This is a genomic window from Streptomyces sp. UC4497 (assembly GCF_054871485.1).
The window spans coordinates 65,697-86,467 of sequence record NZ_JBTYHB010000031.1; the positions used below are offsets into that span (position 1 = coordinate 65,697).

Annotated in this window: 17 protein-coding genes and 2 pseudogenes; 12 read left to right on the forward strand and 7 right to left on the reverse strand. The window is 72.2% G+C overall.

Going from position 1 to position 20,771, the window contains the following annotated elements; all coding sequences use genetic code 11:
• Positions 1-127 precede the first annotated feature (127 nt).
• The 3 genes from ACYSUO_RS32055 to ACYSUO_RS32065 form a co-directional block, all read right to left on the reverse strand.
• Positions 128-880, reverse strand: a complete 753-nt coding sequence (locus ACYSUO_RS32055) for an amino acid ABC transporter ATP-binding protein (protein WP_461779733.1) — start codon at positions 878-880, stop codon at positions 128-130.
• Between the two features lie 8 nt (positions 881-888).
• Positions 889-1,836 (reverse strand): amino acid ABC transporter permease, encoded by a 948-nt coding sequence (locus ACYSUO_RS32060; RefSeq protein WP_461779711.1) that lies wholly within the window; start codon positions 1,834-1,836, stop codon positions 889-891.
• A 71-nt stretch (positions 1,837-1,907) separates the two neighbouring features.
• A complete protein-coding gene (locus ACYSUO_RS32065) occupies positions 1,908-2,867 on the reverse strand; it encodes an ABC transporter substrate-binding protein (protein WP_461779712.1) in 960 nt (319 codons plus the stop codon).
• A gap of 564 nt (positions 2,868-3,431) precedes the next feature.
• Here ACYSUO_RS32065 and ACYSUO_RS32070 point away from each other — a divergent pair.
• From ACYSUO_RS32070 to ACYSUO_RS32085, 4 genes are all read left to right on the forward strand, one after another.
• Complete coding sequence (locus ACYSUO_RS32070) at positions 3,432-4,646, forward strand: NAD(P)-dependent malic enzyme (RefSeq protein WP_267069272.1); 1,215 nt, start codon at positions 3,432-3,434, stop codon at positions 4,644-4,646.
• 131 nt (positions 4,647-4,777) lie between these two features.
• Complete coding sequence (locus ACYSUO_RS32075; protein ID WP_461779713.1) at positions 4,778-5,740, forward strand: zinc-binding dehydrogenase; 963 nt, start codon at positions 4,778-4,780, stop codon at positions 5,738-5,740.
• A 154-nt stretch (positions 5,741-5,894) separates the two neighbouring features.
• A complete protein-coding gene (locus tag ACYSUO_RS32080) occupies positions 5,895-6,104 on the forward strand; it encodes a helix-turn-helix domain-containing protein (RefSeq protein WP_267069270.1) in 210 nt (69 codons plus the stop codon).
• A gap of 3 nt (positions 6,105-6,107) precedes the next feature.
• Positions 6,108-6,653 (forward strand): Clp protease N-terminal domain-containing protein, encoded by a 546-nt coding sequence (locus ACYSUO_RS32085; protein WP_461779714.1) that lies wholly within the window; start codon positions 6,108-6,110, stop codon positions 6,651-6,653.
• 565 nt (positions 6,654-7,218) lie between these two features.
• Here ACYSUO_RS32085 and ACYSUO_RS32090 read toward each other — a convergent pair.
• From ACYSUO_RS32090 to ACYSUO_RS32100, 3 genes and pseudogenes are all read right to left on the reverse strand, one after another.
• A pseudogene (locus ACYSUO_RS32090) lies at positions 7,219-7,344 on the reverse strand (PadR family transcriptional regulator); the annotation flags it as partial.
• 585 nt (positions 7,345-7,929) lie between these two features.
• A pseudogene (locus ACYSUO_RS32095) lies at positions 7,930-8,115 on the reverse strand (PadR family transcriptional regulator); the annotation flags it as partial.
• Position 8,116: 1 nt separating this feature from the next.
• On the reverse strand, positions 8,117-9,019 hold the full coding sequence (locus ACYSUO_RS32100; protein ID WP_461779715.1) for a DUF4097 family beta strand repeat-containing protein: 903 nt from the start codon (positions 9,017-9,019) through the stop codon (positions 8,117-8,119).
• Between the two features lie 169 nt (positions 9,020-9,188).
• Here ACYSUO_RS32100 and ACYSUO_RS32105 point away from each other — a divergent pair, with 169 nt between their 5' ends.
• Positions 9,189-10,022, forward strand: a complete 834-nt coding sequence (locus tag ACYSUO_RS32105; RefSeq protein WP_461779716.1) for a hypothetical protein — start codon at positions 9,189-9,191, stop codon at positions 10,020-10,022.
• A 154-nt stretch (positions 10,023-10,176) separates the two neighbouring features.
• On the opposite strand, the gene ACYSUO_RS32110 is transcribed toward ACYSUO_RS32105, so the two are convergent.
• A complete protein-coding gene (locus ACYSUO_RS32110) occupies positions 10,177-10,362 on the reverse strand; it encodes a DUF6104 family protein (protein ID WP_007266501.1) in 186 nt (61 codons plus the stop codon).
• A gap of 177 nt (positions 10,363-10,539) precedes the next feature.
• Between ACYSUO_RS32110 and ACYSUO_RS32115 the strand changes: the two genes are divergently transcribed.
• The 7 genes from ACYSUO_RS32115 to ACYSUO_RS32145 all read left to right on the forward strand — a co-directional run bounded on the left by ACYSUO_RS32115 (position 10,540) and on the right by ACYSUO_RS32145 (position 20,674).
• Entirely contained in the window at positions 10,540-10,977 is a 438-nt protein-coding gene (locus ACYSUO_RS32115) for a CU044_2847 family protein (protein WP_461779717.1), read from the forward strand.
• On the forward strand, positions 10,974-13,073 hold the full coding sequence (locus ACYSUO_RS32120; protein WP_461779718.1) for a VMAP-C domain-containing protein: 2,100 nt from the start codon (positions 10,974-10,976) through the stop codon (positions 13,071-13,073). Before ACYSUO_RS32115 ends, ACYSUO_RS32120 begins: the two co-directional genes overlap by 4 nt.
• A gap of 187 nt (positions 13,074-13,260) precedes the next feature.
• Positions 13,261-14,289, forward strand: a complete 1,029-nt coding sequence (locus ACYSUO_RS32125) for an AAA family ATPase (RefSeq protein ID WP_461779719.1) — start codon at positions 13,261-13,263, stop codon at positions 14,287-14,289.
• A gap of 4 nt (positions 14,290-14,293) precedes the next feature.
• Positions 14,294-17,692 (forward strand): SAV_2336 N-terminal domain-related protein, encoded by a 3,399-nt coding sequence (locus tag ACYSUO_RS32130; RefSeq protein ID WP_461779720.1) that lies wholly within the window; start codon positions 14,294-14,296, stop codon positions 17,690-17,692.
• A 33-nt stretch (positions 17,693-17,725) separates the two neighbouring features.
• Positions 17,726-17,923: an FxSxx-COOH cyclophane-containing RiPP peptide gene (gene fxsA, locus ACYSUO_RS32135; RefSeq protein WP_461779721.1), complete on the forward strand. Its 198-nt coding sequence runs from the start codon at positions 17,726-17,728 to the stop codon at positions 17,921-17,923.
• A 154-nt stretch (positions 17,924-18,077) separates the two neighbouring features.
• Positions 18,078-19,265, forward strand: coding sequence for an FxsB family cyclophane-forming radical SAM/SPASM peptide maturase (locus tag ACYSUO_RS32140; RefSeq protein ID WP_461779722.1), 1,188 nt, complete (start codon positions 18,078-18,080; stop codon positions 19,263-19,265).
• On the forward strand, positions 19,265-20,674 hold the full coding sequence (locus tag ACYSUO_RS32145; protein ID WP_461779723.1) for an aKG-HExxH-type peptide beta-hydroxylase: 1,410 nt from the start codon (positions 19,265-19,267) through the stop codon (positions 20,672-20,674). Before ACYSUO_RS32140 ends, ACYSUO_RS32145 begins: the two co-directional genes overlap by 1 nt.
• Positions 20,675-20,771: the final 97 nt, after the last annotated feature.

Genomic DNA, 20,771 nt, shown 5'->3' on the forward strand with positions numbered 1-20,771 from the left:
CGGGGCTCTGCCCCGGACCCCGCTGCTCAATCGCCGCAGGGGCTTGAATGGCTCACCCGCCGCAGGGGCTTGATTTGCTCACTCGCCGCCGAAAGGCCTGCTCAATCGCCGCAGGGGCTCTAAATGCCTACAGCACCTTCGACAGGAAGGACTGGGTGCGTTCCTGTTGGGGGTTGGTGAGGACCTCGCGGGGGTCGCCGGATTCGACGACCACGCCGTCGTCCATGAAGACGAGGCTGTCGCCGACCTCGCGGGCGAAGCCCATCTCGTGGGTGACGACGATCATCGTCATGCCGGACTCCGCGAGGTCGCGCATGACGTCGAGGACCTCGCCGACCAGCTCCGGGTCGAGCGCGGACGTCGGCTCGTCGAAGAGCATCAGCTTCGGTTCCATCGCCAGCGCGCGGGCGATCGCCACGCGCTGCTGCTGGCCGCCGGAGAGCTGCGAGGGGTAGCTGTCGGCCTTGTCGGCGAGGCCGACCCGCTCGAGCAGCTCCTTGGCGCGCGTACGGGCCTCGGACCTCGACTGCTTCTTGACCTGGACGGGCGCCTCCATGACGTTCTCGACGGCCGTCATGTGCGGGAAGAGGTTGAAGCGCTGGAACACCATGCCGATGTCCCGGCGCTGCTGTGCGACCTCCCGGTCCCGCAGCTCGTACAGCTTGTCGCCCTGCTGCCGGTAGCCGACCAGGCTTCCGTCGACGTACAGCCGCCCGGCGTTGACCTTCTCCAGGTGGTTGATGCAGCGCAGGAACGTCGACTTGCCGGAGCCGGAGGGGCCGATGAGGCAGAAGACCTCGCCCTGCTTGACCTCCAGGTCGATGCCCTTGAGGACCTCGACGTGGCCGAAGGACTTGTGGACCTGTTCGGCCTTGACCATGGCCTCGCTCATGCCATGCCTCCGTTCGGGCGGCCCAGGGAGATCAGGGTTCCGCGTACCTTCTGCCAGGGCGTGGCCGCCAGTTGGCGGCTGGTGCCGCGGGCGTAGTAGCGCTCGATGTAGTACTGGCCGACGCTGAGGATCGAGGTCATGATCAGGTACCAGGCGGCGGCGAGGAAGAACATCTCCACCGGCGAACCGGACTGCTGGCCGATGTCCTGGGCGGCCCGGAACAGCTCGACGAACTGCACCATCGACACCAGGGACGTCGTCTTCAGCATGTTGATGACTTCGTTGCCCGTGGGCGGCACGATCACGCGCATCGCCTGCGGGATGATCACGCGGCGCAGCGTCTTGCCGTGGCTCATGCCGAGCGCGTGCGAGGCCTCGGTCTGGCCCTCGTCGACCGACTGGAGCCCTGCACGGCAGATCTCCGCCATGTACGCGGCCTCGTTGAGACCGAAGCCGAGCAGCGCCGTCAGGAACGGCGTCATGAAGGACGACCAGTAGTCCTTGTAGATCGGCCCGAGGTTGATGTACTCGAAGACCAGGCCCAGGTTGAACCAGATGAACAGCTGGACCAGGACCGGGGTGCCGCGGAAGAACCAGATGTAGAACCAGGAGATGGAGCTGGTCACCGGGTTCTTCGACAGCCGCATCACGGCGAGCACGATGCCGCCGACGATGCCGATCACCATCGCGAGGACCGTGAGGAGCAGCGTCTTCAGCGCGCCGGTGACGATCCGCTCGTCGAAGAAGAACTCCGGGATGGTGCCCCAGTTGATCTTGCCCTGGCCGAAGGCGTACACGATCAGGGCCAGCAGGGCGACGGCGATGAACGCCGAGAGATACCGCCCGTAGTGCCGCACCGGAATCGCCTTGATGGCTTCCGGCCGGGCCGCGGGCGGCGGCGTGTCCTGGGGGCCGCCGCCCGTCTTGTCTATGTCAACAGACACGGATGTTGCCTTTCACGACGTCGCGGACGTCCATGACGTGAGCCGCGCGGTCAATGACGTGGAACGCGCGGTCACTTGCCGCCGTTGACGGTCGCCGACTTCACGGCACCCGCCTCGACGCCCCACTTGGCGATGACCTTGTCGTACTCGCCGTTCTTGATGATCGCGTCCATCGCGGCCTTGATGGCGTCGCGAAGCTGCTTCTGGTCCTTGGAGACCGCGATGCCGTACGGGGCGGCCTCGACCTGGTCGCCGACGAGCTCGAAGTCCTTGCCGCCGCCCGCGGTCTTCACCGCGTACGCGGCGACCGGGAAGTCGGAGGAGCCGGCGTCCGCGCCGCCGGAGCGCAGCCGGGTCTGCGCCTGCTGGTCGTCGTCGAAGGACTGGATGCCGAGCTTCTTGCCGCCCTTGCACTCCTTGGCCTGCGACTTGGCGAGGTCGTGGGAGACGGTGCCGCGCTGCACGACGATCTTCTTGCCGCAGAGGTCGTCCCAGGTCTTGATGCCCTGGGTCTTGCCCTTCGGGGTGTAGATCGAGACACCCGCGTTGAAGTAGTCGACGAAGTCGACGCCGTCGCCGACCTTCTTGCCGGTGTCGGAGTCGACGCCGTTCTGACGGTCCTTGGTGTCGGTCATGGCCGACATGGCGAGGTCGTAGCGGTTCGACTTCAGGCCCGTGACCAGGGTGTCGAACGTGGCGTTCTGGAACTCGAACTTCACGCCGAGCTGCTTGCCCATGGCCTTCGCGAGGTCGGGGTCGATGCCGATCGCCTTGCCGGACTTGTCCTTGAACTCGACGGGCGCGTACGCGATGTCCGAGCCGACCCGGATGACGCCCTTGTCGCGGATCTCCTTCGGGAGCTTGTCCGCGAGCGGCGCGGACGAGGAGCCGGACTTGGTGCTGTCGTCGGACTTCGTCTGGTCACCGCAGCCGGTCAGCAGCAGAGCGCCGGCGACCGCGATCGCGCCGACCGCGGCTATCCGGGACTTCGCGGACTTCGCGGTCGTGCGCTGGGTGGTGCTTGCGGTCATGGTTGGTTCCTCCGGCGGGTGTGGGAGTTGCCGAGCTGGTCGCCTTGGCACACACCTTCGGGTGTCGCGACCTCGTGTGATGAGGCATCTTGCCATTCGGACTTACCGATTCAGGAGGTCAGCCATGTCAAAATCGGATAACGGGTGACTGAAGAGTGCCAACGACCCCCGGTTTCGGCGTGCATGGGGCCTACAGCATCTGCGGAACTTTTACCCCGCGACCGGAGATCCTCCGGCGGACCGCCCGCTGTCTCACCATTCGGGCGGACTTCCCTCGTTTTGGGCGATCGACTTGTGGACTTGTCCATATATTCGGCTATGAGTCATGTCACCGGGGCGTGATCGATCACGGGCGGGCTCGTCCCGGACACCGCCCGTCAGGTAAGAAGGATCCTTACACCCCTCATCCGGGGCTCAGGGCGCGCGTGCGGCGCGTCCGTCGCGCAGGTGCCCACAGGGCGGCCCACAACAGGACCGTCCGGCGCGTGCGCGGTGCCCGCCCGTCCCTCAATCAGGGACGGAACCACCCTCAACCTGTGCAACATGACTTAAGGGGTCAGAAAAGTGGCAGCGGAGATCGTCAACCCTCGCAGCGACGCGAGTACCGGCAACGAGGGCTCCGACGAGCCCTTCGATCCGGCTTTCGCGCTGCACCGTGGCGGCAAGATGGCCGTGCAGGCCACCGTGCCGGTCCGCGACAAGGACGACCTGTCCCTGGCGTACACGCCCGGCGTCGCGAAGGTGTGCAGCGCGATCGCCGAGCAGCCCGAGCTCGTCCACGACTACACGTGGAAGTCGAGCGTCGTGGCCGTCGTGACGGACGGTTCGGCCGTTCTCGGACTCGGTGACATCGGTCCCGAGGCCTCCCTCCCGGTGATGGAGGGCAAGGCCATTCTCTTCAAGCAGTTCGGTGGCGTGGACGCGGTGCCGCTCGCGCTCTCGACGAACGACGTGGACGAGATCGTCGACACCGTCGTGCGCCTCGCCCCGTCCTTCGGCGGCGTGAACCTCGAGGACATCTCGGCCCCGCGCTGCTTCGAGATCGAGAAGAAGCTCCAGGAGCGCCTCGACATCCCGGTCTTCCACGACGACCAGCACGGCACCGCCGTCGTGACGCTGGCCGCCCTGAAGAACGCGGCCCGGCTCAGCGGGCGGACGCTCGGCGAGCTGCGTGCCGTGATCTCCGGCGCCGGTGCGGCGGGCGTCGCGATTGCGAAGTTCCTCCTTGAGGCGGGCCTCGGCGACGTGGCGGTCACGGACCGCAAGGGCATCGTCAGCCGGGACCGCGAGGACCTCACGCCGGTCAAGCGTGAGCTCGCCGAGATCACCAACAAGGCGGGCCTGTCCGGCTCCCTCGAGGACGCCCTCGCGGGCGCCGACGTCTACATCGGCGTCTCCGGCGGTACGGTCCCCGAGCCTGCGGTCGCCTCCATGGCGCCGGGTTCCTTCGTGTTCGCGATGGCCAACCCGAACCCCGAGGTGCACCCCGACATCGCGCACAAGTACGCGGCTGTCGTGGCGACCGGGCGTTCGGACTTCCCGAACCAGATCAACAACGTGCTCGCGTTCCCCGGCATCTTCGCCGGCGCGCTCCAGGTCCGGGCCTCCCGGATCACCGAGACGATGAAGATCGCGGCGGCCGAGGCGCTGGCCGCGGTGGTCGGTGACGAGCTGTCCGCCGAGTACGTGATCCCGTCGCCGTTCGACGAGCGGGTGGCGCCGGCGGTCACGGCGGCGGTTGCCGCTGCCGCGCGGGCCGAGGGCGTCGCCCGACGCTGACCGCTGTTTCTTGGTGAAAGGCCCCGCCTCTGGCGGGGCCTTTTCCGTGTGTGGGGCGTTCCTGGCTACGGGACGTGTGTCACAGGTGGCGGAGGTTCCTTGGTCCTGGCGGGACGTCTATCGTCAAGGTCATGTTCGCCGCCTACGCAGCCCGAATCGACCGTGATCAGCCGCTGAACGGCCTGGAGTTGGGGGAGCGGCCCGCCCCCGAGAACCGGCCCGGCTGGACCACCGTGAACGTCAAGGCCGCATCCCTCAACCACCACGACCTCTGGTCGCTGCGCGGAGTCGGCCTGGGGGAGGAGTCCCTGCCGATGATCCTCGGCTGCGACGCCGCCGGGATCGACAGCGAGGGCAACGAGGTCGTCCTGCACTCCGTCATCGGCCAGACCGGATACGGGGTCGGGCCCCGCGAGAAGCGCTCGATCCTCACCGAGAAGTACCAGGGCACCTTTGCCGAGCAGGTCACCGTGCCCGAGTGGAACGTGCTGCGCAAGCCTCGCGAGTTGTCGTTCGAGGAGGCCGCGTGCCTGCCGACCGCGTGGCTCACCGCGTACCGGATGCTCTTCACCAACGCGGGCGTACGTCCCGGTGACTCGGTCCTCGTGCAGGGCGCGGGCGGCGGGGTCGCGACGGCCGCGATCGTGCTCGGCAAGGCGGCGGGGCTGCGGGTCTTCGCGACCAGCCGCGACGAGGCGAAGCGCAAGCGAGCCCTGGAGCTGGGGGCGGTCGAGGCCGTCGAGACCGGTGCGCGGCTGCCGGAGCGCGTCGACGCGGTGATCGAGACGGTGGGTGCCGCGACGTGGTCGCACTCCGTGAAGTCGCTGAAGCCGGGCGGGACGCTGGTGATCTCGGGCGCGACGAGCGGGCCGAACCCGCCGGCCGCGGAGCTGAACCGGATCTTCTTCCTCGAGCTCAAGGTGGTCGGCTCCACCATGGGGTCCAAGGACGAGCTGGAGGACCTGCTGTCCTTCTGCGCCGCGACGGGTGTCCGGCCGGTGATCGACGAGGTGCTGTCGCTGGACCGGGCCCGCGAGGGCTTCCAGAAGATGGCCGGCGGCGAGCTGTTCGGGAAGGTCGTGCTGAGCGTCTGACGTCGCGAGGGGAGGGGCGTGCCGGTGGTCTGCCGGGGCGCCCCTTCTTTTGGTGCCTCCTTGCCTCCTTGCCTCCTTGCCTTCTTGTCCTTTTGGTGCCCGGAGGTTGTCAACTGTGGTTGACGCGTAGCGTCTGTCAACTTACATTGACAACATGACTGATGCGACGGATCTCGCCGAGCAGGCGGGGGCCCGCGATCCGCGGGTCGGGCTGCGGGCGGTCGCCGCGTTGCGGCGGCTCCTTGAGCAGTTGGAAGCGGTGCAGGTGCGCAGTGCGCGCAATCAGGGCTGGTCGTGGCAGGAGATCGCGGCCGAACTCGGGGTCAGCCGGCAGGCCGTGCACAAGAAGTACGGGAGGCGATGAACGATGTTCGAGAGGTTCACCCAGGGGGCCCGGGACGTGGTGAAGGGGGCCGTCGCCCAGGCCGAGCGGGAACGCGCGGAGCGCGTCGACGAGGGGCACATGCTGCTCGCGCTCCTCGACGGGAGTGGCGGGAGTGGGACGCGCGGCGCGTTTGCGCTCGGGGCGCTCGGTGCGGATACGGAGGAGCGGCGGGCGTCGATCGGGCGGGCGCTCGCGGGGGTTCGGCGCAGGGCGGGGCTTTCGCGGGCCGACGCGGAGGCGCTTGCGGGGATCGGTATCGATGTGGAGGAGGTCGTCGCGCGGGTCGAACAGGCCCATGGGGAGGGGGTGTTGACCGGTGGGCGGCGGGTCGGTGGGCGGCGGCCGTTCAGCCGTGAGGCGAAGGGGGTGCTCGAGTCCTCCCTGCGTATCGCTGTCGCTCATCACGACCGGGCGATCGGTGACGAGCACGTGCTGCTCGCGCTGGCTACCCGGCCGGGGGTCGCCTCAGAGGTGCTGGCGGAGCACGGGGTGACCGTGGCGGGGATCGAGCGGGTACTCGGGGTGTGAGCCGTGCCGGGGTCGGCGTCTGTGGTGAGGGGGGGGCGGGGCGGCGGGGCTTTTTGAGCTGGTCCGTGGTCGGCGCCCGTCGTCATGGGTGCGCGGCACCGGGGGCCGCCTTGCCCACCCTGCCGCCCCAGGCGGCAGATTGCCCAAGGCGGTTGGCGTCGACCGCCAAGGGTGGGGAGCCGTGGTTGGTGGCGGATTGCCTACGGCGGTTGGCGTCGACCGCCGAGGGTGGGGAGCCGTTGCTGCCAGCGGATTGCCCAGGGCGTGGTGCGGCACCCCGTCGGGCCGATGCCCCCGGAGGGGGCGGGTGGGTGGGAGATGGGCGGGAGCCGGGCGATCGCCTGCGGGCGGGGCAATTCGATCCCTGCGGCGGGTGGGTATTTCCAGCCCCTGCGGCGATTGAGCAGCCGGGTCCGGGGCGGAGCCCCGTGGCGTGGGTGACGGGGGCGTCGTACCGGTGCCTGGCCCGGGCCTACGCCTTTGGTGTTCGGAGGGTTGCCGTGATGTGGGCCGCTGCCTTCGACAAGTGGTGGCGGGCGGCGCGGAGTTGGGGGTCCGTGACGCCGTGGTCGCGGGCCGTGTCGCGGATGTCGTCGCGGAAGCGGTCCAGGAGGCGGTCCAGGTCGCGGGCCGGGTCGCCGCTGGTGGAGTCGTCCTCCGTCGCCCAGGACGGGACGTACTCGGCCGGCACCTCGCCGCTCGGCGGGCGGTACTGGGGCTCGGCCGGCGCCTTGGGCCCGGCGTCCTTGCTCCAGGATTTGCCGAACTCGCCGAATTCCTTGGCCAGTTCCGTGAGGCCCTCGCGCACCCCCGTCGGCCAGTCGCCGCGCGTGAAGTGGTCCTGCACCTGCTCCTGGACGCGCTTGGCCATGCGCTGGAAGTCCTCCGCCGCCTGCGCCCGCACCTGCTCCTGCGACTCCTTGGCCTGGCGGCGCGCCCGCTGGGCCTCCTCGCGGGCCCGCCGGCTCTCGTCCTTCGCGCGCCGCGCCTGCTCCTTCCACTCGTGCTTGGCGCGCCGCACCTCCTCCTTGGTGGCCTGCGAGGCCTCCTTGTCGGGGAAGTCACCCGGCCCTGTGCGGGTCCGGGACGCGGCGGCACGCACCTCGCGGCGCAGATCGCCCGCCGCTCCCCGCACGTCGTCCCTGATCTCCGCTGCCAGCTCGGCCACGGACTCACGGATCTCCAGCTCGAGGTCGGCCAGCTCGCCGCTGCGGTCCGCCAGTTCGGCCCGGCCCGCCTCGGTGATCGCGTAGACCTTCCGGCCGCCCTCCGTGGTGTGCGTGACCAGGCCCTCTGACTCCAGCTTGGCGAGGCGCGGGTAGACCGTGCCGGCCGAGGGTGCGTAAAGACCTTGGAAGCGTTCTTCGAGCAGCCGGATCACTTCGTACCCGTGGCGCGGCGCCTCGTCGAGCAGCTTCAGGAGGTAGAGGCGCAGGCGGCCGTGGGCGAAGACGGGGGGCATGTCAGAGCACCTTCTTGTCGGCGGGGGCGGCAGGGGCGGCGGGGTCGGCGTCCCCCGGCTCGGGGGTGTCCGAGGGCTCCGGAGGGCGCGGGGTCTCCTCCGAAGGGGGCCTGCGCAGCAGGGCGATCGATCCGGAGACCGTCGTCGCCTTCAGTTTGCCGGTGCCCGCGCCGAGGCGGCCGGTGATCTTGTGCGCGCCCCAGGAGCCCGCCACCCGCAGGTCCTCGAAGGCATTCGAGACCGCTCCGCTCGCCGTGTTCGCCTCGACCTCCGTGTCCGCCGGGTGCGGGATGCGGATGGCGATCTCGCCGGAGACGCTCGTCAGGCTCACGTCCGTGGGCCCCGCGGGGTCCAGGTCCACGATCATCGACCCGCTCACCGTGTCCGCCTTCACGAAGGAGCCCGAGCCGTCCACGACGGTCAGGTCCCCGGAGACCGAGTTGAACCGGAGGTCGCCGGTGACCGCCTGTGCCTCGACGCCACCGGACACCGTGCTGGTGCGCACCGGGCCCGTGACGCCGACGAGTGTTGTGTCACCGGTGACGCCCTTCACCTCCGTCGGCCCCTCCGTGCCCGAGACCACCGCGCCCGCGCCGACCACACCGACCTCGACCCGGGTGTCCGCCGGCACCGCGAGCGAGACGACCGCGCTGCGGTTCCAGCCCTTGCGGTCGAGCCACTTGAGGAAGCCCTTCCAGGGCAGATCGTCGTACGCGACGGTGAGGATGCCGTCCGACTGCGTCACGCGCAGGGGCGGTCCCTCGATCTCCGAGACCTCCAGGCGGGCCGGGCCCTCGGCCGTCCCCACCACATTCACCGCACCACTCACGATGCGTACATGCAGGGCCGACACCGGCTCGTCGAAAACGAGCTTCTGCGGCTCCGTGACGGACCACTCGGTCATGGTGCGACCTCCTCGACGGACGGGAGTGAACGCGCCATATCGCGTCCTCTGTCAAACACGATATATCGCGGATGAGGAAAGTCAAGACTGTCGCGGAAGTCCGTGCCCCGACGCCCGGTAGGCCGTCCAATTACTGCGGGAATGCACCGACTTGCCCTAGCGTGGAGCCATGTCGTCCCTCGAACCCGCCGGTGCGCTGCTGCTCTGCCGCGCCGAACCGTCCGTCGTCGGGCCCGCCGCCCAGCTGCTGCGCGAGCGGATGCTGCTCACCCGCGCCGGACGTGAGTGGAGCGTCCTCGTGCCCGAGGCGAAGCCGTGGCTGTCCATGGAGGACGGCGGCGGTGAACCCGTCGACCGGGTGCTCGGCGGCTGGGCGGGCGCGCTCGCCGTCGGCGCGCCCTGGCCGGTGCTCGCGCTGTGGTGGGACGCCGACCGCAGCGGGTTCACGCTGGCCTCCGGGTTCCGCCGCCCCGTCGGCTACGAATGGCTGGCGAACGGCACGCCGGTCGGCGAGGCCGAGGCGCTGCGTACCTTCGCGGCGCGCCTGGGCCTGGATCCCGTACTCGACCTACAGGCCCTCGAAGCCCTCGCGAAGCCCGACACCGGCGACAGTGCGGCCGACGCGCGTGCCCGCATGCTGGGCCTGCTCGCGGTGCTCACCGGCACCGGACTCGCCCTCCCCGCCGGACTGACCCCCGGCGAACCGGCCGACCGGCTGCGCGAGGTCGCGCGGGTCCAGCCGGACGTGCAGCAGATCAGCTGGTCGGGCTGGCGGGACGCCGTGCACGCCGAGCTCGATGTCGTGGAGGCCACGGGCGTCGGCCCCTGGATGCGCGGGCCCAGGGCGCGGCTCATCGCCGCCGCCCAGCTCGCGGCCGGGCTGCCGCTCACCGCGTACGGCCTGCGGCGACGCAGCGGCGGCTGGACCACCGCCGGGGCGCTGCTCCTGCTGCACGGGGCGCTCGGATTCGCGTACGAGAGGTTGCGCGCGGGCCGTGGCTGATTGCGCGGGGCCGGAGGGTGCACGCCCTCCGCCCCACGCCTCGGGGCTCCGCCCCGGACCCCGCTGCTCAATCGCCGCAGGGGCTTGAAAGGCCGGCCACGGGCCGCTCGGATTCACGTACGACAGGACGCGCGCGACCCGCAGGCCCCAGGACCTACTCGTCGTCCTCGTCCTCGTCGTCCAGCCGCGCCAGCCACGTGGCGAGTCGCTCCACCGGGACCTCGAAGTCCGGGTTGAGGTCGACGAACGTCCGCAGCTGCTCGGCGAGCCACTCGAAGGTGACCTCCTCCTCGCCTCGCCGCTTCTCCAGCTCTTCGATGCCGCGGTCCGTGAAGTACATGGGGCTGTTTCTCCTGCGTGCGGGGCCCGCGCGGGCGCGCGGGCGTGGTGTGACTGCCCACCAAGCCTATGGGGACCGGCGACCATGGAGCCTGCCCGAGGGGTAGCTCCCGCTCATCCAGGGAAGGACCCTTGTCCCGCATGGCAGGTCGCGGGGAACGGGAAACGGGGGAGCGGTATGGGGCAGGAAGTGACCAGGGTCGCGCGGATCGCACTGCCGGACGGGACGCCGGTGTGGGCCCGGATATCCGGTGCGGCCGATGAACTGGGCGTGACCGAAGGGGAGTTGTCGTACTCCGACACCGGGATCACGGACCGTGTGGAGGCGAGCGTCGAGAGTCTGCACGCGCTCGTGACGGGGGTCGCGCGCTCCCTCGCGCGGCCGCTGCGCGCCGTGCGCCCCGACGAGGTGAGCGTCGAGTTCGGAGTCGAGCTGACGGCCAAGGCGGGCAAGGTCGTCGGGCTGCTCGCGGACGGTGAGGCGAAGGCGGGCATCAAGGTCACGCTGACCTGGAACGAAGGACCGCCGGACCTGGAGAATCCGGACCCCGGCGCGTACCCCGGCGCCCCGGCGCACGGGGGAACCGACCCGACCGTCGCCGGGGCCGGAGCATGACACCAGAACGCGACGGGGGCGCATCGGGCAAGCGGGATGCCGCCCTCCTTGCACTGCGTGAACTCGTCATGGCGGCCACCGTGCGCATTCATCGCACAGGGGCCGGGTATGCAGCCGACGAACCCGGAAGCTTCGTCGGGAGCGGCTTCTTCATCGCTCCGAACTGGGTGTTGACCTGCGCACATGTGGCACGCGGCGGGGAAGGGGGCGAGCTGACGGTGGCCTACGAGAGCGGTCCTGGCCGCGGCACGACCCACGTACCCGGGGAAGTCGTCGCGACCCTCCCCGAGGGTGTCGAACGGGCGGTGCCCGGCAAGTGGCCCGCCCCCGACCTCGCCCTCGTGCGGCTGCGCGAACCCGTCGACCATGAGTGCGTCTACGTAGCGGAACGTCCCGCCTCCTACTACAGCGAGGGGGAGGTCTTCTACGCCGGCTGGACCGTGGTGGACGGACAGGTGTGCCGCCTCGACGGACCGATCGCCGTCAAGGGCACCATCGGCGACTGGTCGTCCGGCGTGCAGCTGCGCCTCGGGGAGAACGACCTGCCGTACGGGATCTCGGGCGGCCCCGTCGTCGACCCGGTGCGCGGCGAGGTCATCGGCGTACTGAAGTCGCGGGCGGACCACGGGCGGGGCGGCACGTCCATCGGGATCGAGCAGCTGCGCACGCTGCCCGCGCCGGTGCCGGGGCAGGCGGTGCGGGTCGAGCACGACGACCTCTACCAGTCGGTCTGCCACGCCCACGACCGCTACCACCGGGACCGCCAGCGGCAGTCGCAGCCCGCCCGGAACACCTGGGCCGATGTGCAGAGCCGGCTCGGCGCGCGGCCGGGGCGGACGCTCACCGCGGGCGAGCGCGTCCAGTTGCTCGGCCGGCTCGCGGACCTGCCGCCCCCGGTCAGCACCCGCGGTCTGCTCGACATCATGGAGTCGCTCCCGGAGTTCGAGGGGAGCGCCCCGCTGCCTTCGCCGCGCGGCTGGCGGGACGGACTCGGGGCCCTGTACGAGGGCGCGCACGACGAGGGCGTGCGCGGGCTTGTACTCGACTACGCGATGCGGGTCCTGTCGGCCGAGCGCCCCTTCGTCACACCGGGCACGGCGGGCGCCGAGGCGGCCCTGTGGGAGTGGGTGCGGCAGGCCGGGGAGGGCCGGCTCGACGGCGCGCGCAGGCGCCGCATCGAGAAGCAGCGCATCGAGCGCCTGAGGCAGCGCAAACCACCAGGTACGGCGCCCGAGCCCGCCCCCGACCGGTCGGCCCGGCCCGCCGCGCTGCTCGAACTCGTCGAGCGCGGCTGGGAGCGGGACCACTGGGACTGGCAGGTGTACGTGACCCGGCCGGGCGGCGCGCGCGACTGCGTGCGGCAGGAGGAGCGCACCCCGACCGACGCCCTCCCGGAGCGGCTCGCCGCGCCCCTGGCGGAGGCCTTCCGGCAGTGCGACGAGCCGGGCTGGCCCGCGATCCTCCAGGTGGTGCTCCCGCACACCCGCCTCGACCTGCCGGTGGACGGCTGGCGGCTGCGGCCGGACGAACCGCCGCTGGGCGTGCGAGGACCCGTCGTGCTGCGCTGCGGCGACCGGGACCGGCTACCCGGCGAGCCGGGGTTCGAGGCCTTCGCCCCGGCCCCGCCCGAGTCGGACGCGGACCGCGCGGACCGCTGGCGCTGGCTGCACGCGCACGGTGCCAGGGCCGAGATACTCGACTGCGACGACGGGGTGCCCAGGCCGGTGCCGGAGAGCTTCGAGTTGCGCAATCTGTCGCCCGGATCCGTACCAGTGATGTGTCGCTATGGAGAGCATCGGTACGAGGACGACACCGAGGCGCTGGCCCGGGTGCTGCTGGGCGGCTTCGGTGTCGCCCTGTGGCGCCGCGGCCCGGCCCGCTCGGCGGCGGTGTGCGGCGAGTTCCACCGGGGCGCCGCCGTCACGGTGGCCGACGCGCGCGGGGCGCGGCATCTCCCGGAGCGCGTCCACGAGTTGCGCAGAAAGCTCCTGGCCAGCCACACGGAGGCGTACTGGGCCGACGGCATCGCCCTGTTCTACGACGATCCGGAACAACCCCTTCCAGGGGGCGCCGGGGAACTCCTGGAGGCGCCGTGACGCCATCGCGTCCAACCGCCACCGGACCGGCCGGCCCGATGATCGCTACGAGGCCCAACTGCCGTGCCCCGAATGGGCCCTTCAGGCCAGCTCTCCACGGAGCCCTTACCAGCGCCACGAACCATCGATACCGTGAGGCACGTCCCTTCGGCTGCCCTGCTGGACGAGTGACGACGAGGACCGGACCATGACCGAATCCAGTGAGTGGCTCATCTACCGTGGCGCCGGCGAACCCCACGAGGGCCTCGACCGTCTGCCCCCGCCGCCGCCCTGGCGCGACTTCTCGGGGCGGGCCACCGGGGAATCGGCCGCGGGCGACGGTGACGAGGACCGCAGGCTCGGCGCGCACCGGCACCTGGCGGAGCTGCACAGGCCCGGAGCCGAGGAGCTCGAAATGATCAACGCGGCGCTGTATCTGCGCCGCCCCTTGCTCGTGACGGGCAGCCCCGGCGCGGGCAAGAGCACGCTCGCGCACTCGGTGGCGTACGAGCTGGGTCTGGGCAACGTACTGAGGTGGTCCATCGTCAGCCGGTCCACGCTCCAGGACGGGCTCTACCACTACGACGCGATCGCCCGCCTCCAGGACGTGCAGATCGCGGCGCAGGGCGGTTTCGGCTCGGCGGCCGGGTCGCCGGGTGCCGTCGAGGGCATCGGGAGCTATATCCGGCTCGGGCCGCTGGGTACCGCGCTGCTGCCGTCGCCCACCCCGCGCGTGCTGCTCATCGACGAGCTCGACAAGAGCGACATCGATCTTCCGAACGACCTGCTGAACGTCCTGGAGGAGGGCGAGTTCGCGATACCCGAACTGGAGCGGGTCGCCGACCGGTTACCGGACGGGGAGGCCGAGGTGCTCACCGCCGACGGCGTCAAGGTCCGCGTCCGCGACGGCCGGGTGCGCTGCAACGCCTTCCCGTTCGTGGTGCTCACCAGCAACGGGGAGCGCGACTTCCCTGCCCCGCTGATGCGCCGCTGCATCCACCTCGAACTCGGCAGGCCCGACCACAACCGGCTCGCCACCTTCGTACGCGCCCACCTCGGCGACGAGGCGGCACGCGCGGGCGACGATCTCATCAACCGGTTCCTGGAGCGCTCCCGCAGCGAACTCCTCGCCACCGACCAGCTGTTGAACGCGATCTACCTGACCGACGCGGCCGCCCCCACCAGCCGCGAATCCTTCGCAGACCTCCTGATCCAGCGACTCGACCGCCCGAGGTGAAGCGGTGACTCCCGACGCGACGGCGCGTCAGGGTCCCGGTTCGCCCTCGGAGCCCGGACGCCAGGGCGGCGACCCGGTATCCGAACTCGTCGCCAGGCTGCGGCAGGTGGGGCTCGACCCCGACGCCGAAGGGCTGTGCGACGCGCTGTGGCTGGCCCGGTACGCCCGCCGTCCCGAGCAGCCCTCGGAGCAGACGGATATGTCGTCCGGCGGGCGGCCCGCCCGCGAGGTGCCGCGGCCCGCCCCGCTGCCGACCACCCCGCCTCCCACGCCTCCGGAGAGCGAGCCCGAGGGGCCGACACCCCAGGCGTACGACGCGAGCGGTGACCGGCGGGTGGCGCTGTACCCCGTGCCGCGCGCCGGTGGTGGCCGGGCGCGCGGCGGAGGGCGCACCGCCCCACTGCCGGTCGGCGTCCCTGCGGCGCCCGCTTTCCCCGCGCCGCTCGAACTCCAGCGCGCACTGCGCCCGTTGCAGGGATATCGCAGCGCCGCCCCGCCGCTGCGCTCGGTGCTCGACGAGACGGCCACCGCGGAGCGCACCGCGCGCGCGGGCGGCCTCGTACTGCCGGTGTTCCGCGCGGTGACCCGTGCCGACGCGCGGCTGCACCTCGTGATGGACGCCTCCTCGTCGATGCGCGTGTGGGACCGGATGTTCGGCGAACTGGAGCGGGTCTTCAGCCAGTTGGGCGCCTTCTCGGACATCCAGGTCAGCTATCTGCACGAGGGCCCCGACGCGCAGGCCGCCGTCAGCCGCAGCCCCGAGCTGTACGCGGCGCCCCTGCACTCCACCGACCGGCTCAGCGACCCGTCGGGACGCCAGCTCGCCCTCCTCGTCAGCGACTGTGCGGGCCCGCTGTGGCGCAGCGGCCGGGCCCACCGTCTCCTGCACCAGCTGGCGCGGCAGGCCCCCGTCGCCGTGCTCCAGCCGCTGCCGCAACGCATGTGGAACCGGACCCGACTGCCCGTCTCCTACGGTGAGTTGAGCCGCGGCGAGGGCATCGGCGGCGCCGCCGCGCTGCGCGTGCGGACGACGGCGGGGCCCCCGGCCGCGACCCGTGCGGGCGCGCTCCCGGTGCCCGTCCTGCCGCCCGAGCCGGTGGCGCTCGGCGCCTGGGCGCGGCTGCTTTCGGGGGCCGGCGCGGGGCCGGTCCCGGGGGCCGTCGGCTGGGTCAGGGCGGACCAGCCGCGGGCCTCGGCGGGGCGGCAGGCGCAGCGCCCCTCGGTGCTCGAACTGGTCAGCCGCTTCCGCGCCACCGCGTCGCCTGACGCGAGCCGCCTCGCCGGATTCCTGGCGGCGGCCCCGCTGTGCCTGCCGGTGATGCAACTGGTGCAGCGGACCATGCTGCCCGGCTCGGGCCCCTCCGAACTGGCCGAGGTGCTGCTCAGCGGGCTGCTCACACGGGCCAAGGGCGAGCACGACGGCGACGGCGTCCAGTGGTACGAGTTCGCGCGGGGCGTCCAGGAGTCGCTGCTCGGCCCGCTCGGCAGGGACGAGGCCGTGCTGGTCCTCAAGCACTGCTCGGAGTACATCGAGGCCCGCTTCGGCAAGGGCGGCCCGAACTTCCCGGCGCTGGCGCTGGCGCAGCTCGGGGACGGCGGCGGACCAGGGGCAGTCGAAGCCGTCGGCACGGTGCGCCCCACCGGCACGGGCGCCGGCTACCGGCCGCCTGGCGCCGTCGAGGGCGAGAACGGGGACGGCGGGGCGGGCGGCGCCGACCTGGTCCCGCAGCCCTTCGCCGAGGTCGCCGCGCAGGTCCTGGAGCGCTTCATGCCGCTGCCCGAACAGTTCGCGCTGTACGGGAGCCCGGGCCACACCGGGCCGCAGGAGACGCCGCCGACCCACCCCGCGGTCACCCGCGCCCGCGAGCTCGCCGCGCGCTTCGACCACGAGCGCATGGTCCAGGACCTCATCGACGCCGTGCAACTGCTGCGCGGCGCCACCGAACACGAGACGCCCACGGAGCGGGACTTCGAGCTGTGGGCCGAGTACGCGCTCTGTGTGCTGCGCCTGTGGGAGGTGCAGGGCGGCGCGGAGCTGCTGCGCGAGGCCGAGCAGGCCGCCGAGCGCGCCGCCGCCCACCCGCACGCGCTGCGCGAACGTGCCGTCCTCGCGCGCGTGCTCTCCACCGCCGCCACGGACCGCAGGCGCCGCGGCGACCGGCACGGCGCGCTGGAACTGCTGCGCAGGGCCGACCGGGAGTACGCGGTGGCCTGCTCGGCGCCCGACCTGGAGGAGGGGCAGGCGCTGCGGCTCACCCTGGAGCGCGTCGGCGCCATGGAGGCGCAGTGGCGGCTCGGCGGTGACAGCGCGCTGCTCCAGGGCGCGGTCGGCATGCTGGAGGCGTTCGTCGACACCTGGCAGGGCCACCACCACCCGCCCGAACTCCCGCTCGCCCACGGGCGGGTACTGCTGCGGCTCTCCGGGGTGACGTCCGACCGGGAACAGGCGCGCCGGTACGCGCAGCAGAGCGCACAGTCGCTGCGCGAGGGCCTCGACGGCGACGCCGACGCCCTCGCGCACCTGCCGCGGGTGCGCATCGTCCTCGACCTGGTGGACGCGCTCCTCGCGGCCGGCGGCGCGCTGGACGAGGCGCAGGCGCGCGTCGACGAGGCGCTGCCGCTCGCAGCGGACCAGAGCCTGCGGGCCGGACTGCTGCTGCGCGCCGGACGCATCCGTGTGGCGCGCTTCGAGGAATCGGGCGACCCGCGCGAACTCCGGGGAGCGGACGACAGCTTCGGGAGCGCCGCGCAGCGCATGCCGCGGGAGGCCCCCGCCCACGCCGACGTACTCGCCGAATGGGGCGAGGCACTGCTGCGCCGCGCCGCGCTGGAGTCGGGACCCCGGGCCCAGCAGTCCGTCTCCCGCTCCATCCGCGTCCTGCGGGACTGCCGCAGCGAGACGGCGGCGGGCAGCCCCAAGCTGGCCGGCCGGCTGCTGCTCCTCGGCCGCGCGCTGATGCTCCGCTACCGCGCGCGTGCCGACCGCGTCGACCTGCGCGAGGCCGAGCACCTTCTCGGCCTCGCGGCGGCCGAGGCCGACGACCCGCTCCTCGCGGCGCAGTGCTGGCTGGAGCTGGGACAGGTGCAGTACGAGGCGTACCGCAGCCTCGGCCGTCCGGCCCGTCTCGGTGAGGCCGTGGAGGCGTTCCGGCTCGCGGCGGACTGCGCGCGGGAGGCCGAGGAGGAGGCGGCGACGGACCAACGGCGGCGGCACGCCGTGGAATTGGGTGCGCAGGCGCAGCACTGGCGGGGTATGTCCTACGAGGCGGCGGCCCGCCCGCGAGCCGCGCGCGAGTCCTATCGGGCGGCACGCGCGGGTTGGTCGAAGCTGCCGGAGGACAGCCTGGGAGCGGGCGCTCCGACGGCCCACGACACGGCGGAGCGGCTGGCCGCACTTCAGTGAGCGGGGCGGGACTGCTGACATGAGGAGGATGGTGTGACCAGAAGCGACGAACCACGGCACGACGATGCGGAGCAGGCCGCGGCCGAGCCGCTGCCCGACCTGACGCAGCTCGATCTGAAGGACCTCGAAGGCCTGCGGCATCCCGTGCTGAGCGAGGTGCTGGCCGAGCTGCGCGAGCGGGCGGAGCGACCGGGCGAGGCGCTCTGGGGGTGGAACAACTCCTTCACCTGACAAGCGCGGAGCACCGCCGCCGGTCGGCATGGTTTCGGTCGTGGTCTCCACCGAACAGGACAGTTGGAAGGCGCCGCGTTTGAGGCTCCACCCGTGACGGTAGGCGGCCTTCGCGAGCGCGTCGTTCCAGGTACGTACGACATGGGGGGTAGGCGTGTCCAGCGAGGCGACTCCCCATGACGCACCCCGACCGCCCTTCCCCTTCCGGCAGTTCATCGTCAAGGTGCACGGCCGGTGCAACCTCGCCTGCCGGTACTGCTATCTGTACGAGGGCCCGGACCACACGTGGCGCGGCCGTCCCGCCGCCGCGTCCGACGCGGTACTGGAGCGCACCGCCACCCGTATCGCCGAGCACGCCCGCGCGCACGACCTGAGCGCGCTCTCCCTGGTCCTGCACGGCGGGGAACCCCTGCTGGCGGGTGCCGACACCCTCGGCCGGTTCACCGACCGGGTCCGCGGCCTTGCCCCGGCCGGCTGCACGGTCCGTGCCACCGTCCAGACCAACGCGACGCTGCTCACCGAGAACCGACTCGCCACCCTGGCCCGGCACGACATCACGGTGGGCATCAGCCTGGACGGAGGCACCGCTGCCGGCAACGCCCGGCGGGTCGATCACGCCGGCCGCCCGTCCTGGCCCGCGGCCGTCAGGGGAGCGCGACTGGTCGCCGAGCGCTTTCCGAGGTCGTACGCCGGCGTCCTCGCGGTCGTGGACCCCACCCAGGAACCCGTGTCGACGTACGAGTCCCTGATCGCCCTGGGCCCGCCGGCCCTGGACCTGCTGCTGCCGCACGGCAACTGGACGAACCCGCCTCCGCACTGGAGCAGTGCGGGCACGCCGTACGGCGACTGGCTGTGCGCCGTGTTCGACCGCTGGTGGCGAGCCGGGCGCCGGGAGGTCCGGGTACGCCTCTTCGAGGAGTGCGTCGCGCTCCTCCTCGGCCTGCCCGCGGCCACCGAGTCACTGGGGCTCGCCCCCTTCGACGCCTTGGTCGTCGAGACGGACGGCTCGATCGAGCAGGTGGACTCCCTGAAGTCGGCCTATGAGGGTGCCGCCGCCACCGGCCTCGACGTCTTCAAGCACGACTTCGACGAGGCGCTGGGCCACCCCGGGGTGGTCGCCCGGCAGTCGGCCGCGGCAGCGCTGGCCGACCAGTGCCGGGCCTGCCCGCTGCTCACCGTGTGCGGCGGCGGCCACTACGCCCACCGCTACCGGGCGGGCGACGGGTTCGGCAACCCCTCCGTGTACTGCGCCGACCTGCAGCGGTTCATCCGCCACGTGGCCCGGGAGCTCGCCGAGCGCACCGCCGCCGCCTCGGTCTCAGGCGAAAGGAGTGCTCCCTGATGCTCACCGTGGTCCCGGACCTGGCCCTGGACGAACTCGGCAGGACCCAAGGCGATCCGGACACGCTCGCGCTCCTGGTACGCGACCAGGACACGCGGAGAATGCTGCTGATCCGTGCCTTCCTCGACGCGGCGGACGCGGCGGACCCGCGGGTGTGCACCGCCGCGCAGAAGGCCCGGCTGCGGGACGACTGGGCCCTGCTGATCGGGGCCGAGGACCTGCCGCGGGCCGCGGGCGCGGTGCGGGAACGGATCCGCTATCCGCTCACGGGGCCCTGGGTCCTGCGCTGTCTGCGCGGCCTCGGCCGTACGGCGGCGTCCGCGGCGCCGGACGAGGAACGCGCACTGCGACTCGCCCTGTTCCACTTCAGCGCCCTGGCCGCGGCGACGGCCGCAAGGGCAGGACTGCCCTTCACGGTGCGGCTGACCGCGTACGACGGGACGCTGACCCTGCCCTCGATCGGCCGGCTGCACACCACCACGAGTCGCGAGAGCCAGGTCGAACTGTCGTTCTCACGCGGACGTCTGACCTTGCGTCAGGAGGACGGCCCAGAGGTCGTCGTGTTCCTGGAGAGCGGGTTCGGGGCGTGGTCCGGCGCGCTCGCCTGGGCGCCCGCCCATGCGCTGCCCGGCCTCACCCCACAGGCCCCGCCCATGCCCCTGGACGACCTCGACCCGTACCGCACGGCACCCGGACCGCGGCACCGTACGCAGAGCGGACCGACGACGCTGGACGACGCCGAACGCAAACGCTGGCTGACCGCCTGGTCGGGCACCGCGGCGGTACTGCGCACGGGCGGCGAGCACCGGCTCACCGAGGCCCTGACCCTGCTGCGGTGCCTGGTCCCCCTGGAGATGCCCCCGGGGGCCGAGGGGCGCGGCGGATGCAGCGCCACCCGGCGCGAGGCCTTCGGCGCCGTGCTCAGCAGCACCCCGCCCACCCCGGCAGCCCTCGCGGCGACGGTCGTCCACGAACTCCAGCACGCCAAGCTCTCCGTGTTGAGCGAGGCCCTGCAACTGCATCAGGACGACGGCCGGGCCCGGTACTTCGCGCCCTGGCGCCCCGACCCACGGCCCTACGACGGACTGCTTCAGGGCGCCTACGCGCATCTGGCCCTCGCTGACTTCTTCCAGCGCAGGGCGCTCACCGAGCCGTCCCGCGGGGAATCCGCCTGGTCCCAGTACAGCCGCTACCGGGCCCAGGTCGGCGCCGTGCTCCCGGCGCTCGTCGCGTCCCCCGCGCTGACCGTGCGCGGCCGCCGGTTCGTCGACCGGATGGTCGGCGCCTACGAACGGATGTCCGCCCACCCGGCGCCCCGCGGGCACACGGCCCGCGCCGAGGCCTACGTGAGCGCCGCGCGGGCGTTGTGGCAGCAGCGGCAGTCCTCGGCCGCCCGGCCGAATGAGTGAACATGGCAACCGACCGGTGTTCCACTGCGCGAAGATCCTGGAACCGAGGCGGAGTTGGCGGTGTGGCACTTACCAGCGTCGCGCCGAGGTTCTACGA